The 22517-nt window shown below is 65.0% G+C and carries 24 protein-coding genes and 1 pseudogene; 13 read left to right on the forward strand and 12 right to left on the reverse strand.

Going from position 1 to position 22517, the window contains the following annotated elements:
* The first annotated feature begins 69 nt into the window (after nucleotides 1-69).
* The 5 genes and pseudogenes from ACN8ZM_RS17785 (at nucleotide 70) to ACN8ZM_RS17805 (ending at nucleotide 3927) form a co-directional block, all read left to right on the forward strand.
* Nucleotides 70-795 carry a hypothetical protein gene (locus tag ACN8ZM_RS17785; protein ID WP_143331060.1) on the forward strand — a complete coding sequence of 242 codons (726 nt, stop codon included), beginning with the start codon at nucleotides 70-72 and terminating at the stop codon, nucleotides 793-795.
* Between the two features lie 10 nt (nucleotides 796-805).
* Complete coding sequence (locus tag ACN8ZM_RS17790; protein WP_420211901.1) at nucleotides 806-1540, forward strand: CHAP domain-containing protein; 735 nt, start codon at nucleotides 806-808, stop codon at nucleotides 1538-1540.
* Nucleotides 1510-1935 (forward strand): annotated as a pseudogene (locus tag ACN8ZM_RS17795) (transposase); the annotation flags it as partial. The gene ACN8ZM_RS17790 and the pseudogene ACN8ZM_RS17795, both read left to right, overlap by 31 nt.
* A gap of 351 nt (nucleotides 1936-2286) precedes the next feature.
* Nucleotides 2287-3054: a hypothetical protein gene (locus tag ACN8ZM_RS17800; RefSeq protein ID WP_420211902.1), complete on the forward strand. Its 768-nt coding sequence runs from the start codon at nucleotides 2287-2289 to the stop codon at nucleotides 3052-3054.
* 219 nt (nucleotides 3055-3273) lie between these two features.
* Entirely contained in the window at nucleotides 3274-3927 is a 654-nt protein-coding gene (locus ACN8ZM_RS17805; protein ID WP_420211903.1) for a CHAP domain-containing protein, read from the forward strand.
* Nucleotides 3928-4032: 105 nt separating this feature from the next.
* Here ACN8ZM_RS17805 and ACN8ZM_RS17810 read toward each other — a convergent pair whose 3' ends face one another.
* Both ACN8ZM_RS17810 and ACN8ZM_RS17815 read right to left on the reverse strand, forming a co-directional pair.
* Nucleotides 4033-5181, reverse strand: coding sequence for a WD40/YVTN/BNR-like repeat-containing protein (locus ACN8ZM_RS17810; RefSeq protein ID WP_420211904.1), 1149 nt, complete (start codon nucleotides 5179-5181; stop codon nucleotides 4033-4035).
* A gap of 67 nt (nucleotides 5182-5248) precedes the next feature.
* Nucleotides 5249-5518: a MoaD/ThiS family protein gene (locus ACN8ZM_RS17815; RefSeq protein ID WP_043180651.1), complete on the reverse strand. Its 270-nt coding sequence runs from the start codon at nucleotides 5516-5518 to the stop codon at nucleotides 5249-5251.
* Nucleotides 5519-5754: 236 nt separating this feature from the next.
* Between ACN8ZM_RS17815 and ACN8ZM_RS17820 the strand changes: the two genes are divergently transcribed.
* Nucleotides 5755-6120: an ASCH domain-containing protein gene (locus tag ACN8ZM_RS17820; RefSeq protein ID WP_420211905.1), complete on the forward strand. Its 366-nt coding sequence runs from the start codon at nucleotides 5755-5757 to the stop codon at nucleotides 6118-6120.
* Between the two features lie 98 nt (nucleotides 6121-6218).
* Here the strand turns inward: ACN8ZM_RS17820 and ACN8ZM_RS17825 are convergent, their stop codons facing one another.
* Nucleotides 6219-6908 carry an aspartyl/asparaginyl beta-hydroxylase domain-containing protein gene (locus ACN8ZM_RS17825; RefSeq protein WP_420211906.1) on the reverse strand — a complete coding sequence of 230 codons (690 nt, stop codon included), beginning with the start codon at nucleotides 6906-6908 and terminating at the stop codon, nucleotides 6219-6221.
* Between the two features lie 241 nt (nucleotides 6909-7149).
* On the opposite strand from ACN8ZM_RS17825, the gene ACN8ZM_RS17830 reads away from it, so the two are divergent.
* Together ACN8ZM_RS17830 and ACN8ZM_RS17835 are read left to right on the forward strand one after the other, a co-directional pair.
* Nucleotides 7150-7494 carry a DUF4148 domain-containing protein gene (locus ACN8ZM_RS17830; protein WP_420211907.1) on the forward strand — a complete coding sequence of 115 codons (345 nt, stop codon included), beginning with the start codon at nucleotides 7150-7152 and terminating at the stop codon, nucleotides 7492-7494.
* 80 nt (nucleotides 7495-7574) lie between these two features.
* Entirely contained in the window at nucleotides 7575-7850 is a 276-nt protein-coding gene (locus tag ACN8ZM_RS17835) for a DUF4148 domain-containing protein (RefSeq protein WP_420211908.1), read from the forward strand.
* 267 nt (nucleotides 7851-8117) lie between these two features.
* Here ACN8ZM_RS17835 and ACN8ZM_RS17840 read toward each other — a convergent pair whose 3' ends face one another.
* Nucleotides 8118-8645, reverse strand: a complete 528-nt coding sequence (locus ACN8ZM_RS17840) for a cytochrome b (RefSeq protein WP_420211909.1) — start codon at nucleotides 8643-8645, stop codon at nucleotides 8118-8120.
* 189 nt (nucleotides 8646-8834) lie between these two features.
* On the opposite strand from ACN8ZM_RS17840, the gene ACN8ZM_RS17845 reads away from it, so the two are divergent.
* The 3 genes from ACN8ZM_RS17845 (at nucleotide 8835) to ACN8ZM_RS17855 (ending at nucleotide 11502) form a co-directional block, all read left to right on the forward strand.
* A complete protein-coding gene (locus ACN8ZM_RS17845) occupies nucleotides 8835-9185 on the forward strand; it encodes a hypothetical protein (protein WP_301769305.1) in 351 nt (116 codons plus the stop codon).
* 62 nt (nucleotides 9186-9247) lie between these two features.
* Nucleotides 9248-10417, forward strand: coding sequence for a bacteriohopanetetrol glucosamine biosynthesis glycosyltransferase HpnI (gene hpnI, locus ACN8ZM_RS17850; RefSeq protein ID WP_420211910.1), 1170 nt, complete (start codon nucleotides 9248-9250; stop codon nucleotides 10415-10417).
* The gene (locus ACN8ZM_RS17855) at nucleotides 10414-11502 is read left to right on the forward strand and encodes a lysylphosphatidylglycerol synthase domain-containing protein (protein ID WP_420211911.1); all 1089 of its coding nucleotides are present in this window, start codon (nucleotides 10414-10416) and stop codon (nucleotides 11500-11502) included. Before hpnI ends, ACN8ZM_RS17855 begins: the two co-directional genes overlap by 4 nt.
* A gap of 40 nt (nucleotides 11503-11542) precedes the next feature.
* Here ACN8ZM_RS17855 and denD read toward each other — a convergent pair whose 3' ends face one another.
* The 7 genes from denD to ACN8ZM_RS17890 all read right to left on the reverse strand — a co-directional run bounded on the left by denD (nucleotide 11543) and on the right by ACN8ZM_RS17890 (nucleotide 18415).
* Complete coding sequence (denD, locus tag ACN8ZM_RS17860; protein WP_420211912.1) at nucleotides 11543-12514, reverse strand: D-erythronate dehydrogenase; 972 nt, start codon at nucleotides 12512-12514, stop codon at nucleotides 11543-11545.
* A gap of 1 nt (nucleotide 12515) precedes the next feature.
* Nucleotides 12516-13319: a 2-oxo-tetronate isomerase gene (otnI, locus tag ACN8ZM_RS17865; RefSeq protein ID WP_420211913.1), complete on the reverse strand. Its 804-nt coding sequence runs from the start codon at nucleotides 13317-13319 to the stop codon at nucleotides 12516-12518.
* A gap of 72 nt (nucleotides 13320-13391) precedes the next feature.
* Complete coding sequence (locus ACN8ZM_RS17870; RefSeq protein WP_043180633.1) at nucleotides 13392-14717, reverse strand: MFS transporter; 1326 nt, start codon at nucleotides 14715-14717, stop codon at nucleotides 13392-13394.
* A gap of 112 nt (nucleotides 14718-14829) precedes the next feature.
* Nucleotides 14830-15468: an aldolase gene (locus ACN8ZM_RS17875; protein WP_301769302.1), complete on the reverse strand. Its 639-nt coding sequence runs from the start codon at nucleotides 15466-15468 to the stop codon at nucleotides 14830-14832.
* Nucleotides 15465-16751 carry a 3-oxo-tetronate kinase gene (gene otnK / locus ACN8ZM_RS17880; RefSeq protein ID WP_420211914.1) on the reverse strand — a complete coding sequence of 429 codons (1287 nt, stop codon included), beginning with the start codon at nucleotides 16749-16751 and terminating at the stop codon, nucleotides 15465-15467. The genes ACN8ZM_RS17875 and otnK overlap by 4 nt, the downstream gene beginning before the upstream one ends.
* A 19-nt stretch (nucleotides 16752-16770) precedes the next feature.
* Nucleotides 16771-17661 carry an L-threonate dehydrogenase gene (gene ltnD / locus ACN8ZM_RS17885; protein ID WP_420211915.1) on the reverse strand — a complete coding sequence of 297 codons (891 nt, stop codon included), beginning with the start codon at nucleotides 17659-17661 and terminating at the stop codon, nucleotides 16771-16773.
* Between the two features lie 49 nt (nucleotides 17662-17710).
* Nucleotides 17711-18415 carry a FadR/GntR family transcriptional regulator gene (locus ACN8ZM_RS17890; protein ID WP_011354089.1) on the reverse strand — a complete coding sequence of 235 codons (705 nt, stop codon included), beginning with the start codon at nucleotides 18413-18415 and terminating at the stop codon, nucleotides 17711-17713.
* A gap of 540 nt (nucleotides 18416-18955) precedes the next feature.
* Between ACN8ZM_RS17890 and ACN8ZM_RS17895 the strand changes: the two genes are divergently transcribed.
* Nucleotides 18956-19588, forward strand: a complete 633-nt coding sequence (locus ACN8ZM_RS17895; protein WP_420211916.1) for a hypothetical protein — start codon at nucleotides 18956-18958, stop codon at nucleotides 19586-19588.
* A 145-nt stretch (nucleotides 19589-19733) separates the two neighbouring features.
* On the opposite strand, the gene ACN8ZM_RS17900 is transcribed toward ACN8ZM_RS17895, so the two are convergent.
* A complete protein-coding gene (locus ACN8ZM_RS17900; RefSeq protein WP_420211917.1) occupies nucleotides 19734-20816 on the reverse strand; it encodes a GlxA family transcriptional regulator in 1083 nt (360 codons plus the stop codon).
* Nucleotides 20817-21116: 300 nt separating this feature from the next.
* On the opposite strand from ACN8ZM_RS17900, the gene ACN8ZM_RS17905 reads away from it, so the two are divergent.
* Nucleotides 21117-22502, forward strand: coding sequence for an L-serine ammonia-lyase (locus ACN8ZM_RS17905; RefSeq protein ID WP_043180619.1), 1386 nt, complete (start codon nucleotides 21117-21119; stop codon nucleotides 22500-22502).
* The last annotated feature ends 15 nt before the right edge of the window (nucleotides 22503-22517 follow it).

The following is a 22517-nucleotide window of genomic DNA, read 5'->3' on the forward strand; positions in this document are numbered from 1 at the left end:
ACAGTATTGGTCCTGGTATTCGCACTAGTGGCGTCTGCCTCGATTTTCGCGGTTGGGGGGAGGCGTGCGATGAATGAGAAGATCATGATGCGAGTGTCGGAAGATGAACCGCTGTTCGACGCGACCAAATGGTTTGCCAACGGCATGTACGAACGCATACCAGTGAGGGACGAAAACAGGGCCTACTACCCGGAAGGAACGCAGTATGTCGATACCTCAATGCGGCGGATATTCCCACCTTCATTCACCGATGAGCAAGTGGAGATCCTTCAGATGAGGATCGTCCGTGCTCTCAAAGAGGAGTCCGTGGCAGAAGGCTTTCGACCGACAGTACCATCGTCGGTCGATGATATGGGTTTAGGTTCCAGCTTCGATCCCCGGCCGCAGATCGTCTATAGCGTCAGTGGGTTCAGAGACTACGGAGACGGTGAGCCCAAGATGATCCCCATCGATCACTACACCTTCTACACGTTGCTGGAAGGAAAGCGGTTCTATGTCTACATCGACCGTAACGGCGAGACCGGAGACATTGCCTTCGCGTACCGCGCGCACTCGAGCCTCTTTCCCGCGGACGAGGAGGAACGCCGATTCCAGGAACTGCAATCCAAAGCCGACCTGGAATCTCGATTGGACGCACCTGGCTGGAAAAAGCGCTCGGGCGAGCCCTGCCCCTGGCCCGGCACATGGGAGTGCCTGGAATTACCCGTCGGCAAGCAGACGTTTGCCCATAACATGCCGTTCCCGCAAATCAACGGGCAGGACGTAACGTGGCGGCATGTTCCGCACGTGAGCTGAGAACACGCGCATGTCGCAACCTGTTTCCCCGATCAGTAAATCAGCGCCGGTTTCAACTCGTCGAATATTGTTCCGGCGATTGCTCGCCGGATGCGTGGTTGTTGTTGCCGTAGCTTGGATCTGCACCAGGTTCAATCTGAACTGGTCCCGGTCTCCCGGAGAGGTCGTCGATCAGTTCAATGGCGTGTCGGTGTACTTCAACGGCCCCACGGGGCATGTCGATGGAAGAACCGTAACGGCTGACGGCTACAACCTTGGGCTACGTTGGCAGTGCGTCGAGTTTGTGAAGAGGTATTACTTTGAGCGCTATGGCCACCGCATGCCCGACTCCCGTGGAAATGCGAAGGACTTCTTTGACTCTCGTCTTGAGGATGGCGAACTCAACGCAGCGCGCGGCCTGATCCAATACGGTAACGGGGGATCGGGTGTTCCAAAAGTCGGTGATATCGTCGTGTTTGCGCCCTGGATGTTAAATCTCTATGGGCATGTCGCAATCGTCTCTCGTGTCGAAACGGCATCAATCGAAATCGTTCAGCAAAATCCCGGCCCGTTCGCTTCTTCGAGAGAGCAGTTGGTTTTGCGATTTGACGCGAACGGTCACGTTTCCGTAGGTTCCGGGCGTATGTTGGGAGGAGATGTTTTAGGTTGGCTCAGTCGTCCGGGGGCTGTCAGTAATTTCGTGTTCAAGGCATATGATGCTCCGAAGGAGGATGGTTGCTTCGCAAACCGAAAGCTAGGCCGGTAGACCCTCCGGCCATACCCGCCGAGTTGCTTGAGCAATTCGGCAACGGTCCGATGACAGCCGACGCGATCAATGCCACGACGCTGGCTCTCAAGAAGGCGCTGATCGAGCGGGCGCTGGGCTGCGAGATGAGTCACCACCTCGGCTACCCGCCAGGCGTGGCCAAGCCGCGCGCCGTGACCAACCATCGCAATGGCTCGGGCGCCAAGACGGTTCTGACCGAGGACGGCCCGATCCGTATCGAGGTGCCTCGCGACCGCGACGGCAGCTTCGAGCCGCTGCTGATTCCCAAACACGAGAGACGCTGCACGGGCTTCGACGACAAGATCGTCGCCATGTATGCCCGGGGCATGACCGTGCGCCAGATCCAGGGATTTCTGCAGGAGCAATACTCGTCAATTGAGTTGGTCAATCACCATGCGAGCGGATGCTGAAGTGTTGCTCGACTATTGCTATCGTCCGGACGTCAACAGGCAACCGACCTTAGCGTTGCTCCCAGCACGTGAACCGTTGATCTTCACTCGCGGCACATGGCTTACAGATCCCATTGATGAAGACCTGCTTGCGCCGGTCAAGGAGCCTCAATAGTGCGGCGATCGAATTTCGGTTCTTCAGTGGGTAGGCCGCCAACGACTGAAGAGATTCAAGCTAGATGGAGACAGTTTGCCGGTGGGAGTACCGTGCTACCACTTCGTCCGTCGAAAGATGCTGAGCCTGCGATAGTCGTTCGCCGTTGGAATAATCGTTGCGTGGAATTGACCTCCGATTCTTTGCAAAGAGGAGACGGTACTGCCACTCTCTGGTTTGCGGCGCTCATTAGCTATGTTCTGCTGCTTATTTTTGTCGTTGTCATTTTTAGATCGAATATCGATGCATTCCTGCCTTGGGGTCCATTAGCGGGAATCCCTTTGGCTTATGGGCTCGGGGTTCTTATTGTGCGGAGACTCGGTCAACGCTATCAGTACCGTGGCACGCGGGTGCGATTTGATCGACTTCGCAGACGCGCGTATTACGCGCCCTATTCAAATTCGGCGAACGAACATCTTTGGGAACTAGATTGGGAGACTGTCCAAGGAGTTGGATATGCACCAGGTCGATCTCAAACCTATCTCTATCTCATAGGTTATGTACGCGACGGGCATGAGCATCGCTTAGTCAAAGTGCCTGTCATAGATAGCAAAAATGTCTTTTTTTTCAATACTTGGGCGTGGCTACAGCTGTTCATGGATGGTGCCACTGATCTTCCTGATCCCAAGTTTGAGTCATTGCCACAGACATGGCGTGATGTGGTACTGCAATCGGGGGGGGAGTGGGTGATTGGATCCCTCACCAATCCGCGACGTCGTTGGTGGTTCCCGCTCACATTATGGATCGACTTGGCCATTGTGCTGTTCGTTATACCCATCCTGGCGTTGCCGCAGTTAACCATCCTGGCCTTCCCGGAACCCAAGTTTTCTTCAGAAAACGACCAGCTTTGTGGTTTTGAGGATGGGTTGGCCGATCAGCGCCACACGTGACGATGGCATTGGACGGAACTGCGCCACAGCCTGCAACCCGGACTGGACGCACCCGGTCGAAAAAAGCGTTGCGGCGAGCTTTGCCCCCTGGCCAGTTACATGGGAATGCCTGAAGTTGCCCGTCAGCAAGCAGACGTTTGCTCATAACTTGCCGTTCCCGCAAGTTAGCGGGCAGGATTTAACGTGGTGGCCTGCTTCGCAGGTAACCTGAGATCACGCATGTCGCGACATATTGCCTTGATCAGAAAGGCGGCGCTGGTTTCAGCTCGCCACCAAGTACACCGGCGGTTGATTGCTGTATGCCTTGTCGTCATTGCCACTGGTTGGTTCTGTACCAAGGTCAATCTGAATTGGTCCCGGTCTCCCGGAGAGGTTGTCGATCAGTTCAATGGCGTGCCGGTGTACTACAACGGTGCCACGGGGCATGTCGATGGAAGAACAATAACGGCTGACGGCTACAATCTTGGCTTGCGCTGGCAGTGCGTCGAATTCGTGAAAAGGTATTACTTTGAGCGTTATGGCCACCGAATGCCCGATACGCGTGGAAATGCGAAGGACTTCTTCGATGTACGGCGCCAGGACGGTGAACTAAACACAGCCCGCGGTCTGCTCCAGTATGCAAACGGAGGATCAGGCGTTCCGAAGGTAGGCGATATCGTCGTGTTTGCACCTTGGATATTCAATCCTTATGGACATGTCGCAATCGTCTCTCGTGTTGAGACTGAATCCATAGAGATTGTTCAGCAGAATCCCGGCCCACTCTCTCGATCAAGAGAGTGGTTAGCCTTGAGATATGAGACGAATGGTCATGTGTTCGTGGGGGCGGGACGAATATTGGGCGGAGACGTAGTGGGTTGGCTCCGTCGTCCATGAGCTTCGCTGCGCCGACTATGGGCATAGGGACAGGTTTGGGTTTATTTGCAATGTGGGGTGAGACGGACTGCCCCTAGCCCGACCTATGCATCTGCAAGTGCAGCATCACCCGAACCGCACACAATAAACCGGCGGCAAATGCGCAGACACCAGCCGCCAGTTTTCCCCACCGTCGTCGGACGTCCATAACCCGCCCGTCGTCGACGCCATCGCGAGGCGCGTGCCCGAATCGTCCACCGCGAGCCCGTGCCGATACACGAGGTCGTACGCCGGTGCGGGCGGCAACCCGTTCGTGAACTGCTCGAAACTGCGCCCGCCGTCGCGCGTGCGCGTGACGACGAACCGCCCGTTCACCGGAATCCGGCACGCGTCCTTCACGGCTGGCACGAACCACGCGGTATCCGGCTCGCGCGGGTGTACGGCCACCGCGAAGCCGAAGCTCGAAGGCTGCGCCTCGATGCGCCGCCAGTGTTCGGCGCCATCGGTCGAGCGGAAGATCGCGCAGTGATGCTGCGTCCACAGCACGTCCGGGTTGGCCGCGCACTGCACGACGCGGTGCGGATCCTGCATGTTGGGTTCGCCGCGTCGCTCGGGCGGCATGTAGTCGGCTTCCATGCCGTCGGCGGTCACACGCCACGTCGCGCCGCCGTCGGTGGTCTGCCAGACGCCACCGCACGAGATGCCGATCGTCACGTGCCGGCTGTCGCGCGGATCGACCATCACCGAATGGATGCCAGGCGCATCGTATCCGCCGCCACCCCATTCGGCGCGCTCCGGGCGATCCCACAAGGCCCGGTTGAGCACCCAGGAACGGCCGCCGTCGTCGGAGCGGAACAGCCCGCCGGGAATCGTGCCGGCCCACAGCACGCCCGGCTCGTCGGCGCCACCGGCTTCGAGCGACCAGATCTGCTGAAGCGTCCACGGCGGCTGCGGCGGGCCGGGCGGCGCGTCGTCCGCGTCGCCGGGGCCGGCGTTCACGCGGGCGCTGGCGGGTGGGGCGTCGGCGGGTTGCGGCGGATAGACGGGGACTGCGCATTCTTCCCAGTCGGCGGCGCTTGCCTGCCTGCGGTGCAGCTTGACGCCGAAATGGCCGAGGTTCAGCGCGGCATACAGCGTGCCGTCGCGCGGGTCGGCCAGCACCATGCTGACCGGCTCGCCGGCGAAGTGCGGCTCACCGAGCGTCCAGCCGCCGTGGTGGTCGGGCTGCAAGACGAACAGGCCCTTGCGGGTGGCGACGAGCAGTCGATCGTTCATGTGCGATGTCTCCTGATGGCCCGACCGCGCGATGGGGTGCTGGATCGGGGCTGATGCATACGTCCCCTTATCCGCCCGTCAACGCCTGCACGACATAGACCCGGCTGGCGTCGCCGAGCACATCGGACAGATGCTGCCGGTCGCGTATCGGCTGGCCGTCGATGAATACCGACAGGTGTTTGCGCAGCGCACCCTGGTCGTCGAGGATGTAACCGCGCAGCCGTGGCTGCTCGCCGAAAACGGTGTCGAATGCTTCGCCGACCGAGTGGGCGTCGATTTCGCGCTCGGGCGTTTCGATATGCCGCTGGATCGAAGCGGCGAAGAAGAGGTGCGCCATGGCGGTGACTGGCAGGAGCCGCGCGGAGGGGACGGTCTGTAGTTTAGGCGATCCTTTGGGGGCGGAAAGGTGACGTCGCGTAGTCGCGGTGTGCCGGCGTGTCCGGTCCGTCCCGGTCGACACGTTCAGGCGATTCGGCAACAATCCTGCCCGGATCGTCATTGCATACCGGGCTCGGCTGCAATACCGCTCGACGGTCGCACACGCTCCATTTACCGATGAAGGAAACGCTTGCCATGCCGCGATCCGCGCTGTCGATCGTCAAGCCCGCCGTCGACGATATCGTCGCGGGCCGCAAGCAGGTGGAAATCCGGTCGTGGCCGCCGCCGGCCCTGCCGCTGCGCGATCTCGTGCTGGTGCAGAACACGATCTTCCTGCGACAGGACGGACAGGAGGATCCCGACGGTATCGCGCTCGCGCTGGTCGACGTCGTGGGGATACACGACTGGACGCCTGATGAAGCCCGTGCGCAAGGCAAGTCATGGTGCGCCGGATACGTATGCTGGGAACTGACGAACGTGCGGGTGATCGATCCGCCGTTTCCGTGTGTCGCCAGGCGCGGCATCTATGCGTTGGCGGATGGCTCCGGCAAGGTGTCCTGATGATTGCGCCTGCATCCGGGCTGCGCTGAGTTCCGTCTCGTCACAAGATAGGGCGGTCGCGAATCGACTGGTCACCCGGCGCATGCCGGTGACGTGTACTAAACCGGAATCGACCGCCCGCGAATCCGGATCCCAAGCCGCACGACGCCGATCACCGCATTCGACAGCCACGTGAGCGGGCGCGGCATCCCGCGCCGGCGGATATCGAGCAGCAGCACGATCCGTACGGCGTCGCTGTCGTTCCACACCTCGTGCATGAACGTGTCGTCCCACAGCAGGAAGCATCCTTCCTCGAGCCGGTATTCGTGGCCGTCGACCTTGAGCACGGCGGCCGGCGTGCCGTCCGCGCGCGTCGGCATCGACAGCACGAGATAGCCGCGCAGGATGCCGCGAAACGGCCCGCGATGCGGGGGAATGTGCTTGCCGGGCGCGAGGAACGACAGCGATGCGGACAGCACGTCCGGCGACGCTGCGACGATCGACGCGACGGTCGGGCAGCGCGACAGGTTGCGCGGGAACGGCTGGCCGTACGCCTGCATGATGAACATCCGCCAGTCGCGTGCGTCGTTGGCCGAGATGTCGTACTGCTCGCGCATGATCTCGTGAAAGCGCGGGATACGCGGCATGTCGCGCGCCACGGCGAATGCCTCTGTCTGGATGTCGGTCCACGCCCGGACGAAACGCTCGGCGTCGGGAAACGCGGCTGTATCGAGCACTGCACCGCCGTCGATATGGCGGTCGTACAGCGTGCGCAGCAGGCCGGCTGCATAGTCGTAAGCGACGGACATGGTCGATCGAAGGGCGATCCGTAGGGGATGACGTCAGTCTGCCCGAAGCGCGGCGGGCGCTGCGTTACGTCAGGTTACGCCGGCTGACGAAAGAATGACAGTTTCATGAACGTCCGTCCCGAGCGCGCCCGGCGCCGGAGAAACCGCGTGGTCCGGGTCGCGGCGCGCGGGAATAAACGCACACGCTCCGTCGTCATACGGGTGTAGCACGTCGTCTCGTTGACTTCTCAAGGAGTGGAACATGAATACGCATTGGCTGGTGGCCGCCGCCATGGCGGCGATTTCTCTCGCGGGTATCGCGCCGCAAGCGTCGGCACAGGCACTGACGCGCGCGCAGGTCAGGCAGCAACTGATCGACGCCGAAAACAACGGGCTGCGCTTCGTGACCGACACGTCGTATCCGGACGTGAGCCCGCTGTTCCAGCGGCAGGCCGAACAGATGCCGCAGCATCAGGCCAGCACGGCGGTCGGCAGCGATCCGGCCGCCGCCTCCGAAGCGGGCAAGCCGGTGACGATGTCGCCGCGCCCAGGTTCTGTCGCGTGCGTCGGCCCCGCAAGCTTCTGCTCGATCTATTTCGGAAGCTGACGCGGCCGCCTGCGTGCGCAGGTCAGGCATTCAAGGCACTCGACAAGGTGGATCGATACGGAATATTGAAGGAGTTCATGATGAAAACATATATCGCAGTCCTGATGATGATCGGAGCGATCGTCGGTCAGTCGGCCTTCGCGCAATCGGCCGCGCCGCTGACTCGTGCCCAGGTTCGCGACGAATTGATGCGCCTGGAAGCAGCCGGGTACGACCCGGCGAAGGGAGACGAAGGGGAGTATCCGGCGGACATCCAGGCGGCGGAAGCGAAGCTTGCCGAGCAGGACCGGGCGAGGATGGCGGCGGTCGCCGCGCATGCCCCGGCCGCCTATACGCCGGCGCAGACCCGCAACTAGGTGCCGCCATGGTCTTGTGTGACTTCAGGCCGTCGTGTTCGCGGCACGGCAGTACGGCAGCCCTTCGTGCCGCTCGACGCGGCAGCAGGGCGCCGGTTGCGATGCCGGTCATCGCGCGCCGCTTCGCGCGGCGTCGCGATCATCTGGCCTGCCGCGCCAGATGGGCGGGCAGGTCGTTCGCGCGATGAGCCGGAGCGGAAGCCGGTATCGGCCTCGGCGGCAGCCGGTTCATGCACGCAATGGCATGCCGTGCCGCCAGCGTGGCGATCACCAGGGCATCATGCGCTGCACGACCTGATCGCGCAGCACGAAGCGGTGCGCCAGCGCGGCGGCCACGTGCAGGCAAATACCGCCGAACAGTGCCCAGGCGAGGATGCCGTGCACGTCGCCCATCGCGTGGCCGAATCCGGAGCCGGCCGCCGACAGCGCGGGCAACGGCACGATCCCGAGTAGCGTCACGCCCCATGCGCGCGACGACGCGTTGATCCAGCCGAGCAGCGGCACCGCGATCAGCAGCGCATAGAGCGCGAAATGCGTGACGCCCGACAGCGCACGCATCGCGGGCGGCAGGTCGCTCGCGGGCGGGCGATGCGTCGCGCGCCACAGCACGCGGCAAGCCATCGCGGCGAGCAGCGCGGTGCCCACGAGCAGGTGGGCGGCGATCAGGCCGCTGGGCTGCGTGTCGCGATGCACGTCGGGCATCGTCCAGCCGATCGCAAATTGCGCAACAATCAGCGCGACGATCAGCCAGTGAAGCAAGCGCGCAACGGTGTCATATCGGGCGGGCGTGGACATGAAGACTCCTGGCGTGCGACGGGGACGATGTCGATCGGGCGAATTCTACGGTCGCTTCCTTAACGAAACGTTAAGCAGGCGTCGCCACAATCGTTCTCCGCTGGACTTTCGCTTGTCCTGATCCTGACCCACGCGACCTTTCGAATCTTTCAGACCGATACCGGTCGTCCGCACGGGAGACTCTTCACCATGGCATCTTCGACGATCGAGCGATGGCGCGCCCACCTGCTGATCGCCGCACTGGCCGGCATGTTCATTCAGTGTTTCGTGCTGGTGTCGCTGCTTGCATGGCGCGTACCCGAAGCATTTTTCACCACGATGACGTTTCGCGTCTGGGTCGTCATCGCGGTCGCCACCGCGATCCTTTCGGCCCGCAAGCTTGCCGACGTCGCGTTCCGGGCCGCGGTCGCATGCGGCTACGTGCGCGTGACAGGAATCGATCGCCGAACGGTAGTTGTGTCATCTGAATGCGCGTATCGTCGCTTGGTCGTCCTTCACATCCGGCTCCACGGGAATCGATACGGCGGCGCACACGGGTGAACCCGCGTGCGCGTGGCGGTTCCCGGGTGTCGTGGTCGCACGGGTCACCACTGGGGAGAAGCATGGTTTTGCTGCATGTGCTGCGCGCGCTGGCCGGGGCAATGTCGATCGTCTGCGGGCTGGGCGTGTTACTGGGCATTGCATATACGGTCACGGCCAGCGTGCTGGTCGGCCGGTTCTTTTCCCGGGCGGCGGCCGAGCCGCGCGATTATCCGGGCGTCACCGTCGCGAAGCCGCTGCACGGCGACGAGTGGCAGCTCGTACAGCATCTTGAAAGCTTCTTCGTACAGAATTATCCGGGACCGGTCCAGCACCTGTTCGGCGTGCACGATGCGAACGACAAAGCCCTCGCGGCCGTCGAGACGCTGCGTGCGCGCTACCCTAATGCGAACATCAAGGTCGTCGCCGATGCGCGGCTGTACGGGCCGAACCGCAAGATCGCCAATCTCGTGAACATGCTCGAACACGCGGAGTATTCGGTGCTCTGTCTCGCCGACAGCGACGTACTGGTCGAGCGCGATTATTTGCGCGCCGTCGTCGGCGCGCTGCAGCAGCCGGATGTCGGCATCGTGACGAGCGTGTATCGCGGCATCGCATCGCCCGGCTTCTGGCCCGGCATCGCCGTCGCGATGACGAACTACCATTTCCTGCCGGGCGTGATCACCGGGCTCTTCATCGGGCGCGCGCGGCCGTGCTTTGGTCAGACGATTGCGATCACGCGCGCGACGCTCGAACGCATCGGCGGGCTCGCGCGTTTCGCGCATCATCTGGCCGAGGATCACGCGCTGGGCGAAGCGGTGCGGCAGGTGGGCGCGCAGGTCGTCATTCCGCCGTTCGTCGTCGGGCATGCGTGCGTCGAAGAGACGTTCGCGAAGCTGTACGCACACGAATTGCGCTGGAGTTGCACGATCCGCGCGGCGGACCGGCTCGGCCATGCCGGCTCGGTGCTGATGCACCCGGTGCCGCTCGCGTTGCTGGCGCTGCTGTTCTCCGGCGGCACGACCGCCGCGTGCGGGCTGACGGTCGCCGCGCTCGCCGCACGGGCGCTGCTGATGCTGAAGACGAGCCGGGCGACCGGCGCGGGCCTGCGCGGCGCGCTCTGGCTGCCGTTCGTCGATCTCCTGCAGTTCTTCGTGTTCGTGTCGAGCTTCTTCTCGTCGCATGTCGTGTGGCGCGGCACGCGCTTTCGCGTCGACCGCGAAGGCCTGCTGTCGCCGGTGAGCGAATCATGACGACGCAGACGAACCCCGGCGCCGATGCCGCGGAGCGGAACGCCGTGCGGGGCGACGCACGGCTCCGTCATGCGGGGCAGATGGCGGCATTGGGCGGGCTCGCGCTCGCCGTGTGGCTGATCTGGCGCGAGCATCCGCTGGAAATCCTGCATCGCCTGCAGATCGCCGGCGCGGGGCTGTTGCTCGCGGCGCTGGCGCACATCCTGCCGATGCTCGCGAACGCATGGGACTGGCGGATGCTGATCCGCGGCCCGCGCCGGCCGTCGTTCGCGACGATGCTGAAGCTCGTGTGGATCCGCGAATCGATCAACGGGTTGTTGCCGGTCGCGCGGATCGGCGGCGAGATCGTGTCGTTCGGCCTGTTGCGGCAGGCGGGCGTACGGCCGGCAACGGTCGTGGCCAGCCTCGTCGCCGACATGCAGCTGACGCTGATCAGCCAGCTGGTGTTCGCGCTGGTCGCGATCGGCTACGTGCTCGAGCACGTGTCGTCGGATGCCGCGCGGGTGGCCGGCAACCTCGCGATCGGCATGGCCGCGCTGGTGCCGGTGCTGCTGCTGTTCGCGCTGGTGCAGCATGCGCGGCCGTTCGAACGCGCGATGCGCGTGCTCAACCGCGTCACGAGCGGCAAGGTGGTGGCGCTGGTCGGCGAATCGGCGCGCACCGATCAGTCGATCCGGATGATCTGGAGAAAGACCGGCATCGTCGTGCGCTATCTCGCGATCTGGCAGACGCTGCAGTTCGTCGGCTATGCGCTGGAAATCTGGCTCGCGCTGTATTTTCTCGGCGCGGAGCCGACCTTCGCGCAGGCGCTCGCGATCGAGGCGCTGATCCAGCTCGTGAGCAGCATCGCGTTCCTGATGCCGGGCGGCCTCGGCGTGCAGGAGGGCGGGTTCGTGCTGATCGGCGGGCTGCTCGGGTTCGACCCGCCGACCTGTCTCGCGCTGGCCGGCGCACGGCGCGTGCGCGATCTGCTGTTCTATCTCCCGGGCCTGCTGGCGTGGCAGTGGGCGGCCGGTTCGGCGAACCGGCCGGGCGGAACGAAACGCGCGCCGTTGCCGATCGGGGAATCCGCCCGGCCGCACTGATGCGACCGGGCAGCCGGGGCCCGCGCGGCGGGCGGCGCGATCAGCGTCGTTCGTCGGCGAGATGGCTGCGGATCACGTCCGCGAACGACGTGTCGCCCTTCAGCCCGAGCGCTTCCGCGCGCGACGTATCCCAGCGGCCGGGCCAGCTGCCGACGATCTTCTCGACGCGCTCGTCCGGCACATGGCGGATCAGCTTCACGACTTCGTCGCCGGCGACTTCGCGCAGCGCCGCGATCATTTCGTCGACCGACACCGAAATGCCGGGCAGATTGATCACACGTTTGTTGCCGAGCTGCGCGCTGTCGATCTCGCAGCCGGCGACGAGTGCTTCGATCGCGCCGCGCGGCGACAGCAGCCACAGCCGCGTCGAACCCGGCACGGGGCACACGCTTTCCTCGCCATTCAGCGGTTCGCGGATGATGCCGCTCGCGAACGACGACGCGGCTGCGTTCGGGCGGCCCGGCCGCACGCTGATCGTCGGCAACCGCAGCACGCGGCCGTCGACGAAGCCACGCCGCGCGTAGTCGCACAGCAGCAGTTCGGCGATCGCCTTCTCGGCGCCGTACGACGATTGCGGGTTCAGCGCGGTGTCGTCCTGCACGACGTCGGGCAGTGCGCCGCCATAGACCGCGACGGAGCTCGTGAACACGACGCGCGGCCGATGGCCCCGCGCGCGGCACACTTCGAGCAGCGTGCGCGACGCGTCGAGGTTGATCCGCATGCCGAGATCGAAATCGGTCTCGGCCTGCCCGCTGACGATTGCCGCGAGGTGGAAGATCGCGCCGGTTTGCGTGTCGATCGCGCTGTCGAGCACCGCGCGGTCGGCGATGTCGCCGACGATCGACGTCACGCGTGCGTCGCCGAAATCGCTGCCTGCGACGACGTCGAGCAGTACCAGCTCGTCGATCTTCTCGCTCCGGCCATCGGGGCCGGTCAGTTCGCCGCGCTCGAGCAGCTTGCGCGCAAGACGCTGGCCGAGAAAGCCGGCGCCGCCGGTGATCAGTACTTTCATTTCAGTTGCCCTCTTCGAATGCTTTGAATGACAGGTAAGGCTTGAGCCAGCCGAGCCCTTCCGACGTGCCGGCCTTCGGGCGGTATTCGCAGCCGATCCAGCCGTCGTAGCCGAGCGCGTCGATCAGCGCGAACAGATACGGGTAGTTGAGTTCGCCGAGATCCGGCTCGTGACGCTCGGGCACGCCCGCGATCTGGATATGGCCGATGCCCGCGAAATCGCGCTTGAGCTTCATCGCGAGATCGCCTTCGACGATCTGGCAGTGGTAGCAGTCGAACTGCACCTTCAGGTTCGGTGCGCCGACTTCCGCGCAGATCGCCTGCGCGTCGTCCTGGCGGCTCAGGAAATAGCCGGGCATGTCGCGCTGGTTGATCGGCTCGATCAGGATCGTGATGCCCTGCGCGGCGGCGGCCTGCGTCGCGTGCCGCAGGTTCGACAGGTAGATGTCGCGATGGCGGGCGCGGTCGGCGCCCGGCGGCACCATGCCGGCCATCACGTGCAGCTTCTTGTTGCCGAGCACGCGCGCATAGTCGAGCGCCTGGTCGATGCCGCGCCGGAACTCGTCCTCGCGGCCCGGCAGCGACGCGGTGCCGCGTTCGCCCGCGGCCCAGTCGCCGGGCGGCGCGTTGAACAGCGCCTGTTCGAGGTTGTGCGTGTCGAGGCGCGCGCGGATGTCCTCGGCGGCGAAGTCGTACGGGAACAGGTACTCGACGGCCTTGAAGCCGTCGTAGGCGGCAGCGGCGAAGCGTTCGAGGAACGCGTGCTCGGTGTACATCATCGAGAGGTTGGCGGCGAAGCGTGGCATGGCAGCGGGTCCTGTGAATGAATGGGGCGGGGCGCACGGCACCCCGCGTCGAATGGCGGCCGGTTCGGCTGATCAGCGGTTCACGAGTTTCGCGGGCGTGAGCCACACGGCGATCGCGCCGATCACGAGCATCACGGCGAGCACGTACATGCCGGACGCCGTGCTGTGCGTGACGTCCTTCAGGTAGCCGATCACGTACGGGCTCGCGAAACCGGCGAGGTTGCCGACCGAGTTGATGATCGCGATCCCGGCCGCGGCGGCGGAGCCTGCGAGGAACGCGGTCGGCAGCGACCAGAACAGCGGGGCGCAGGTCAGCACGCCGCCGGCCGCGAGCGACAGGAACACGATCGACACCGCTGTATTGTGCGAGTACGACGCGGCGACCGCAAACCCGACCGCGCCCATCAGCGCGGGCACGATCAGGTGCCAGCGGCGTTCGCGGCGCTTGTCCGCGCTGTGGCCGAACAGGTTCATCACGACGATCGCGACGAGGAACGGAATGGCCGACAGCAGGCCGATCTGCAGCGTATCGGTGATGCCGGTCGATTTGACGAGCGTCGGCATCCAGAACGTGAGGCCGTACTGGCCCGTGACGAACGCGAAGTAGATCAGCGACATCCACCACATGCGCGGGTCCGAGAACACGGCCTTCAGCGAATGGCCGTGCTTCTGCTGTTCCTGCGGCTGCGCGGCGATCTCGTCCTCCAGCAGTTGCTTCTCGCGCTCGTCGAGCCACTTCGCGCTGCGGATGCTGTTGTCGAGATACAGGATCGTCGCGATGCCGACCAGCACGGCCGGCACGGCTTCGATCATGAACATCCATTGCCAGCCGTGGAAGCCCGAGCCGCCGTGGAAGCGCTCCATGATCCAGCCCGACAGCGGGTTGCCGAAGATGCCCGACACGGGAATCGCGGACATGAACACCGCGATGATCTTCGCGCGGCGATGCGACGGGAACCAGTACGTGAGATACAGGATCACGCCCGGATAGAAGCCGGCTTCCGCGAGGCCGAGCAGGAAGCGCAGCACGTAAAACTGCGTCGGCGTCTTCACGAACGCGAACAGCGCGGACAGCAGGCCCCACGTGATCATGATCCGCGCGATCCAGATGCGTGCGCCGATCCGGTGCATCAGCATATTGCTTGGCAGTTCGAACAGAAAATAGCCAAGAAAGAAAATGCCGGCGCCGAGCCCGAACACCGTTTCGCTGAATGCGAGATCCTGCGACATCTGCAGCTTCGCGAAGCCGACGTTCACGCGGTCGAGATACGCAACCACGTAGCAGAGCATCAGGAACGGCACGATGCGCCAGAACACTTTCTTGTAGGTGCGGTCGAGTTCCGCGGCATGGGCGGGCGCGGCGGGCGAGCGGCCAGCGGCCGCGTCGAGAGCAGTCATCGTCGTCTCCAGGGTGTTGTCTGCCGGCGGCGTGACCGCCGCCGGATCATGTGTGTGCTGACGGAAGGGCCCGCGCACACGGCGGGCATGGGAATCGTTGTGGGGCGCGTCGCTACCAGCGCGCGCCGAAGCTGTTGCGCAATTCGTCGAGCGCGGCGTCGTCGAGCGGCTCGGGTTTCGGGTGCGTCATCAGCCACAGCCGCGCCGTTTCCTCGAGCTCTTCGAGCGCAAACGATGCGTGCGACACCGACGGCCCCCACATCACGGGGCCGAGGCGCTCGAGCAGCACGCCGCGTACCTGGTCGGCGAGCGCCGCGACTTCGGCGGCGACCGCCGGGTCGCCGGGGCGGCGGTAACGGATCAGCGGAACGTGGCCGACCTTCATCACGTAGTACGGCGTGATCGGCGGCAGCACGTCGGTGTCGCGCCACACGCCCGCGAGCGTCAGCGCGACGAGGTGCGTCGAATGCGTGTGGACGATGCCGTTCGCTTCGGCGTTGCGCGCGTAGATGCCGCGATGCAGTGCGAGCGTCTTCGATGGCTTGCCGCCAGACAAGTGCTGGCCGTCGAGGCCGACTTTCGCGATGTCGTTCGGATCGAGCCGGCCGAGGCACGCATCGGTCGGCGTGATCAGCCAGCCGTCGGCGAGGCGCGCGCTGATGTTGCCGGCGCTGCCGACCGCGTGGCCACGCGCATACAGGCTCGCGCCGACCACGCAGATCTCTTCGCGCAGTGTCGCTTCGTCGCTCATCGTGCGGCTCCATCCAGCGCGCGCAGCGCCTTGTCGAAAAAGTCCGTCGCGCCGAAGTTGCCGGACTTCAGCGCGAGGCCGAGCGGCTGCGCATCGATGGTGGCCGTCGCCGGCACGCCCGGATCGATCTGCGCGCCGATCTGCAGCGACTTCACGTCGAGCGCCTGCACGACCGCGCCGGAGGTTTCGCCGCCCGCGACGACGAACTTGCGCACGCCGAGGTCGCGCAGGCCGCGCGCGATCGCCGCGAGCGTGGCTTCGACGAGATGGCCGGCCGCGTCGCCGCCGAGCGCCTGCTGCACGGCCTTCACTTCGTCGGGCGTCGCGGTCGCGTAGATCAGCACGGGCTGCGGCAGGTGCGCGCGCGCGAACGCGAGCGCCTGGTCGACGACGGGTTCGCCGCGCGATGCCGCGAGCGGATCGATGCGGAAGCTCGGCCGCGTGGCGCGCCATGCGGCGACCTGCGCGTTGGTAGCCTTCGACGCGCTGCCGGCGAGCACGGTCGAGAGCCCTTCGATGCGCGGCAGCGACGCCGCGTTGTCGCGTTCGGGCAGTTGCTCCGCGCGGCGGAAATTCGCCGGCAGGCCGAGCGCGATGCCCGAGCCGCCGGTGACGAGCGGCAGGCCCGCGCACGCTTCGCCGAGCACGTAGAGATCGCGATCCGACAGCGCGTCGGCGATCGCGAAGCGCGCGCCTTCCGCGCGCAGCTGGTCGATCCGCGCCCGCACGGCGGCCGCGCCCAGCGCGATCGTGTCGTAGCGGATCAGGCCGACCGGCGACTGCGTTTGCCGCTGCAGCACGCGCACGAGGTTCGCGTCCTTCATCGGCGTGAGCGGATGGTTCTCCATCCCCGATTCGTTCAGCAGCACGTCGCCGACGAACAGGTGGCCGCGATAGATCGTGCGGCCGTTCTCGGGGAACGCCGGGCACGCGATCGTGAAGCCGCCGCCGGCCGCATCGAGCAGCGCATCGGCGACGGGGCCGATATTGCCCGTGTCGGTCGAATCGAACGTCGAGCAGTATTTGAAGAAGAACTGCCGGCAGCCTTGCGCGCGCAGCCATTCGTAGGCGGCGAGCGATTGCGCGACGGCGTCGGCCGCGGGGATCGTGCGCGACTTCAGCGCGACGACGATCGCGTCGGCGTCGAGCGTGCCGTCGGCGGGCACGCCGATCGTCTGCACGGTGCGCATGCCGCTCTTCACGAGCATGTTCGCGAGATCGGTTGCGCCGGTGAAATCGTCGGCGATGCAGCCGAGCAGGGGACGGGAAGCGGAAGCGGTCATGGCAGGGGCGTCGGTCGAATCAGCGGGCAGGCGGCAGCGTGATGCCGGGGAAAGTCTTGATCACGGCGGAATCGTCCTCGCCGCCGTGGCCGGCGCTCGACGCGCTCATGAACATCTGGTGCGCGGTGGCCGACAGCGGCAGCGGGAACTTGCTGCGGCGCGCGGTATCGAGCACGAGGCCGAGATCCTTCACGAAGATGTCGACGGCCGACAGCGGCGTGTAGTCGCCGTTCAGGATGTGCGGCACGCGGTTCTCGAACATCCACGAATTGCCGGCGCTGTGCGTGATCACGTCGTACAGCGCATCGGCATCGACGCCTTCGCGCAGGCCGAGCGCCATCGCCTCGGCCGCCGCCGCGATGTGCACGCCGGCCAGCAGCTGGTTGATGATCTTCACCTTCGAGCCGATGCCGTGTGCGTCGCCGAGGCGATAGACCTTGCCGGCGATCGCCGCGAGCACGTCCTCGCAGCCCGCGTACGCGGCGGCCGGACCCGACGTCATCATCGTCATCTCGCCGGAGGCCGCGCGCGCGGCGCCGCCCGACACCGGCGCGTCGAGCATCTGCAGGCCGGCGGCCTCGATGCGCGCGCCGAGCGCGACCGCGAATTCGGGCGCGACGGTCGCGCTGGCGATCACGACGCCACCCGGCTGCATCGCCGCGACCGCGCCGTGCTCGCCGAACAGCACCGTTTCGGTCTGCGCGGCATTGACGACGAGCGTGACGACGACGTCGCACTGCGCGCCGAGTTCGGCCGGCGTGCTGCAGGCGATGCCGCCTTCGGCGGCGAACGCCTGCAGCACGGTGTCGCGCACGTCGCATGCGTGCACGCGCAGGCCGGCGCGCAGCAGCGAGCGGGCGACGCCGAGGCCCATCGCGCCGAGGCCGATGACTCCAACATTTCGTGACATGGTCAACCTTGATCGATTCGGGAGAGGGGCGGCGCGGCCGCCGCCGGGTTCAGCAGATGCCGGCTTCCGCGAGACGGCGGGCGGCGTTGTACATGTGCGTGCGTGCCGCGTTGCGTGCGGCCATCGGGTCGCGTGCGCGGATCGCGTCGGCGATTGCCGCGTGTTCCTCGCGCACCTGGCGCGAGAAGTCCTCGCGTGTCGCTTCGTTGCGCCGCGTGACCTTCACGCCGGCTTCGAGGTACTGGTTCAGGAACTGCAGCGTTTTCAGGAAATACGGGTTGCCGGTGACGGCCGCGATCGTGCGGTGGAACGCAACGTCTTCCGCGACGCCGTCGCGCCCTTCGGCTACTGCATCGTCGATCTTGCGCAGCGCGTCGTCGATGTCGGCCATGTCTTCATCGGTGTGATTCAACGCGGCTTCGGCCGCGACCTCGGCCTCGATCGCGCGCCGCACCGCGAGCAGGTGCGGCAGCGACGTGGCCTCGACTGCTTCCGCGTAGTCGATCCGCAGCGGCCGGATCGCGCCGTGCTGGTTCACGTACACGCCGCTGCCCTGGCGCGGCTCGACCACGCCTTCGTTCTTCAGCCGCGAGATCGCTTCGCGAATCACGGTGCGGCTCACGCCGAATTCCTGCGCGAGCACGGCCTCCGTCGGCAGCTTGCCGGTGGCGGAGAAACTGCCGACTTCGATCTGCTTGAGCAGTTGCTGCGCGACATGGTCGCTCATCGCACGGGCGGGAATTTTCTCGAACATGGTGCTCTGGTTTGTCAGGTTATGTGGTCATCATACAAATTTGGAGATGCGACAGCATCCGGGATAACCCTCGGTTAAAGGTGGATAACGTCGGTCAAGTTGATTGAAACCGGTTCCAATTCAGCGAAACATGCGGCGATCATTCGTGGCGTGGCGGTCCAGAGGAATCGTGTCAGTCGCGATGGGGCAGTGGTGCACGCTTGGCAATGGCGAATTCCGGAGTGCATGACCGACGGCCTCACTTCGGTCGACACGCGGCCATCTGGATCTTCTGGTAGCGGACCGACGGTCTGCGTTCAATGGGCTCGATCGGTTCGGAAAGTCCGCCAATTCCATTGGAGCCGTGCCGAGTGTTTCGCGACGCTCGACCCTGAATCGCGGCATGGTATAAAGCGCTGGATTCCGGTGAATATATGATCAGGTTTTTACTCGGCTTTTATTCGATTCACTTGCCATCGGAGTTCGTCAAGCCGCTGCATCGAATAGATGGCACGTGGCATTCGATGGCGCAAAAACAAGGAAATTGTTCGGGAGACGCTCGTGTCGTTCAAATTCGGCCAGGTATTTACTCGTGCGGCCCCGATAGCGCTCGGGCTCATGCTGGCGGCGTGTGGCAGGCACGACACGCCAGTCAATTATTCACCGGCGGCGCAGTTCATGTCGTTATCCGTTCCCCAGGCATCATTGCCACCTGACGCCGACGCCCAAGTGCGGGCGCTGATGAACGACGAGCTTCATGCAATCAAGGAGGCGGCGCAAGGCCAGCCGACGAAGCGTGATCTCAGGAGCACGGCGTTTGAACAGAATACCTTCCTGACGGTCTTGCGCTCGCCGGACGACATGAATGGCTTCAAATTGGCGAGCCTCGACAGCGCGCGGATGCCTTCCGACGTCAATCCGGGCCCGGATGACGTGCTGTTGGTGATTTCGCACCAGTCGGATCCCGGCTATGGGTACGTGGATACGGCCCAGACGGTGCCCGATGCACCGAATGGAAGCGATTCACTTACGTTGCGTATCACGTCGACCAAAGTTCAGATGCCTGGTACGGTGGTTGGCGCGGGATACTTTGACAACAACGTGTTCGTCATCAAGCGCGGGAAAGCATCGAAATTGATTCTGTCTCTGGACGACGTGCAGCAGGCTTATGAGCTAGGGTCTGCCACACGATAGTGCTTCCTTTATCGCGTTCAGAAAACGGGGCCATCTGCGAATTCAACCGGCATTTGAATACTGAATTCCTCGACCGGCTGCCTTTCGCACAATGCCGAAACCGATCGGTCGCGGCAGCCGATTCAGCCTGAATCGTTGGCGGCGGTCAGTCAGAGGAAATGAGATTGGTTTGAGATAGCGACTCGTTATCCTCCGCCGCCGCACCGGCTTCCGCCACGTCACCCCCCCGTTCCCGATACGTCGCCGGCGGCACGCCGTACTGCTTGCGGAACTCGCGCCCGAGGTGCGACGCATCGGCGAACCCGCAGCTCGATGCGATATCGGCCACCGTGCGATCCGAGCTCGTCAGCAGCCACGCGGCCGTGCGCAGCCGCACCTGCTTCGCGAACGCCTGCGGGCTCTTGCCCGTTTCCGCCTTGAACAGCCGCTCGAGCTGCCGCGTGGACAAATCCAGCTTGCTCGCGAGCTCGTCGAGCGACAGCGCGCGCCCGACATGCTGTTCCATCAGGAGAATCGCGCGCTTGACCTTCGGGTGCGTGGCCGGTTCGAGACCCGGCGGATGCGGCTGCGGCGCATTGCCTTTCTGCATCTCGCCGACCAGCAGGATGCGCAGCGCCTTCTGCACGGTCGCGTGATCGAAGTGGCGCAGCAGGATCGCGGCGGCGACGTCGATCGACGCACGGCCGCCCGAACAGGTGATGCGGCGCCGGTCGATCACGAACAGCCGGTCGGCGATCAGCAGATCCGGGTCGGCGGCCGGAAAGCGCTCGATGAAATCCCAGTAGTGGAACCAGCTCACGCAGGTGCGGTGCCCGTCGAGCACGCCCGCGCGCATCAGCGTGAACACGCCGGTGCAGATGCCGACCACCGTCGCGCCGCCTGCCGCCGAGCGGCGGATGAAGTCGAGCGTCTCGGGGCCCGCCTGGGGGCCCGAATGCAGCAGCCCGCCGACCACCACCACATAGTCGAACGGCTCGGCCGCGTCGAAGGTTTCCCACGGCGTGATCTGGATCCCGCAGCTCGCGCGCACCGGCGCGAGGGTCTCGCCGATCACGCTCCACGCGCAGCGCACGGGCTTGCTGTAGTCGCCGTCGTCCGCCGACAGCCGCAGCATGTCGACGAAGCCCGAGAAGGCCGTCAGCGTGAAGTTCGGCAGCAGCACGATGCCGAAGCGGATACGCCGCGGCGCGGGTTCTGCGAGGGGGAAAGCGGGGACGTCGGTTGTCATTGCGGCCAATCTCTTCTCGCCGGGCGGGCGGTCTCACTCAGTCTGTTGATACGGGTAATGCGGGTACGGCAAGCGGGCGGGGCCGGGCGGCGCGGATGTAGCCAGCGTCGCCGATCGGTTCCGGCCCGACTTGTGGTTTTCCGTCGCCAACCATCGCCAAAACGCACTTTCGGGGCTGCCGAAGTGGTGCTTGGCGGCGGTATCCCACGCCGATGCCGTTTTTGTTCTATCGGCCGATTTTACGCTTTGATGTACTGGCGCCAACGTCATTTCACGTGTGTCCCACCCAGAGGAAGCCAGATGAACGTCAGCGTCTTCGACCTGTTCAAGATCGGCATCGGCCCGTCCAGTTCGCATACGGTCGGCCCGATGATCGCCGCGTGCCGCTTCGCGTCGCACGTGGAGGACGCGAACCTGCTCGGGTTCGTGCGCCGCGTGCGGGTCGAACTATACGGCTCGCTCGGCGCGACCGGCAAGGGCCATGGTACCGACAAGGCCGTGCTGCTCGGCCTCGAGGGCCACCTGCCCGACACGATCGACCCGGACCTGATCGAGCCGCGGCTTGCCGCGATCCGCGCGGAGAAATCGCTGTCGCTGCTCGGCAAGCAGACCGTCCGCTTCGAGGAAAAGGAGCACATCGGCTTCTATCGCAAGCTGATGAGCGGCACGAGCATCGTGCACCCGAACGGGATGCGCTTCCAGGCCTTCGACGAGCACGGCCAGCTGCTCGTCGAGAAAGAGTATTACTCGGTCGGCGGCGGCTTCGTCGTGAACCGCGACGGCGATCGCGTGAACGGCGTGCGCGCGGCGGTCGAGGTGCCGTATCCGTTCCGCACCGGCGACGACCTGATGCGCCAGTGCCGCGAGCACGGGCTGTCGATCGCCGAGCTGATGATGCGCAACGAATGCGCGCTGCGTCCCGCCGACGAAGTGCGCGCCGGGCTGCTCGCGATCTGGCGCACGATGGCCGCCTGCGTCGAGCGCGGCTGCAAGGTCGAGGGCGACCTGCCCGGCCCGATGCGCGTGAAGCGCCGCGCGGCCGAGCTGAATGCCCGCCTGCGCGAGCGCTCGGAGGAATCGCTGCGCGACCCGCTGTCGATGCTCGACTGGGTCAACCTGTATGCGATGGCCGTCAACGAGGAGAACGCGGCGGGCGGCCGTGTCGTCACCGCGCCGACCAACGGCGCGGCCGGCGTGATTCCCGCGGTGCTGCACTACTACGTGAAGTTCGTGCCGGGCTCGAACGAAGCCGGCATCGTCGAATTCCTGATGACGGCCGCGGCGATCGGGATCATCTACAAGGAAACCGCGTCGATCTCCGGCGCGGAAGTCGGTTGCCAGGGCGAAGTGGGCGTCGCGTGCTCGATGGCCGCCGCCGCGCTCGCCGCGGTGATGGGCGGTACGCCCGACCAGGTCGAGAACGCCGCCGAGATCGGCATGGAGCACAACCTCGGGATGACCTGCGACCCGGTCGGCGGGCTCGTGCAGATCCCGTGCATCGAGCGCAACGCGATGGGCGCGATCAAGGCGCTGAACGCATCGCGGATGGCGCTCAAGGGCAATGGCCAGCACTACGTGTCGCTCGATTCGGTCATCAAGACGATGCGCGAGACGGGCGCCGACATGAAGACGAAATACAAGGAAACGTCGCGCGGCGGTCTGGCCGTGAACGTCATCGAATGCTAAACGAAGGATCACTAA

It is taken from the genome of Burkholderia aenigmatica (genome assembly GCF_048627025.1).
In the GTDB taxonomy this organism is placed as follows: Bacteria; Pseudomonadota; Gammaproteobacteria; order Burkholderiales; family Burkholderiaceae; genus Burkholderia; species Burkholderia aenigmatica.

Bases quoted from the DNA above. Each gene is read 5' to 3' on its own strand.
- ACN8ZM_RS17790 (WP_420211901.1), top strand. From the start codon at position 806: ATGTCGCAACCTGTTTCCCCGATCAGTAAATCAGCGCCGGTTTCAACT.
- ACN8ZM_RS17820 (WP_420211905.1), top strand. From the start codon at position 5,755: ATGCCGCGATCCGCGCTGTCGATCGTCAAGCCCGCCGTCGACGATATC.
- ACN8ZM_RS17870 (WP_043180633.1), bottom strand. From the start codon at position 14,717: ATGACTGCTCTCGACGCGGCCGCTGGCCGCTCGCCCGCCGCGCCCGCC.
- ACN8ZM_RS17785 (WP_143331060.1), top strand. From the start codon at position 70: ATGAATGAGAAGATCATGATGCGAGTGTCGGAAGATGAACCGCTGTTC.
- hpnI (WP_420211910.1), top strand. From the start codon at position 9,248: ATGGTTTTGCTGCATGTGCTGCGCGCGCTGGCCGGGGCAATGTCGATC.
- ACN8ZM_RS17830 (WP_420211907.1), top strand. From the start codon at position 7,150: ATGAATACGCATTGGCTGGTGGCCGCCGCCATGGCGGCGATTTCTCTC.
- ltnD (WP_420211915.1), bottom strand. From the start codon at position 17,661: ATGTCACGAAATGTTGGAGTCATCGGCCTCGGCGCGATGGGCCTCGGC.
- ACN8ZM_RS17810 (WP_420211904.1), bottom strand. From the start codon at position 5,181: ATGAACGATCGACTGCTCGTCGCCACCCGCAAGGGCCTGTTCGTCTTG.
- ACN8ZM_RS17825 (WP_420211906.1), bottom strand. From the start codon at position 6,908: ATGTCCGTCGCTTACGACTATGCAGCCGGCCTGCTGCGCACGCTGTAC.
- otnI (WP_420211913.1), bottom strand. From the start codon at position 13,319: ATGCCACGCTTCGCCGCCAACCTCTCGATGATGTACACCGAGCACGCG.
- ACN8ZM_RS17890 (WP_011354089.1), bottom strand. From the start codon at position 18,415: ATGTTCGAGAAAATTCCCGCCCGTGCGATGAGCGACCATGTCGCGCAG.
- ACN8ZM_RS17905 (WP_043180619.1), top strand. From the start codon at position 21,117: ATGAACGTCAGCGTCTTCGACCTGTTCAAGATCGGCATCGGCCCGTCC.
- ACN8ZM_RS17840 (WP_420211909.1), bottom strand. From the start codon at position 8,645: ATGTCCACGCCCGCCCGATATGACACCGTTGCGCGCTTGCTTCACTGG.
- ACN8ZM_RS17805 (WP_420211903.1), top strand. From the start codon at position 3,274: ATGTCGCGACATATTGCCTTGATCAGAAAGGCGGCGCTGGTTTCAGCT.
- ACN8ZM_RS17815 (WP_043180651.1), bottom strand. From the start codon at position 5,518: ATGGCGCACCTCTTCTTCGCCGCTTCGATCCAGCGGCATATCGAAACG.
- ACN8ZM_RS17855 (WP_420211911.1), top strand. From the start codon at position 10,414: ATGACGACGCAGACGAACCCCGGCGCCGATGCCGCGGAGCGGAACGCC.
- denD (WP_420211912.1), bottom strand. From the start codon at position 12,514: ATGAAAGTACTGATCACCGGCGGCGCCGGCTTTCTCGGCCAGCGTCTT.
- ACN8ZM_RS17900 (WP_420211917.1), bottom strand. From the start codon at position 20,816: ATGACAACCGACGTCCCCGCTTTCCCCCTCGCAGAACCCGCGCCGCGG.
- otnK (WP_420211914.1), bottom strand. From the start codon at position 16,751: ATGACCGCTTCCGCTTCCCGTCCCCTGCTCGGCTGCATCGCCGACGAT.
- ACN8ZM_RS17875 (WP_301769302.1), bottom strand. From the start codon at position 15,468: ATGAGCGACGAAGCGACACTGCGCGAAGAGATCTGCGTGGTCGGCGCG.
- ACN8ZM_RS17845 (WP_301769305.1), top strand. From the start codon at position 8,835: ATGGCATCTTCGACGATCGAGCGATGGCGCGCCCACCTGCTGATCGCC.
- ACN8ZM_RS17835 (WP_420211908.1), top strand. From the start codon at position 7,575: ATGAAAACATATATCGCAGTCCTGATGATGATCGGAGCGATCGTCGGT.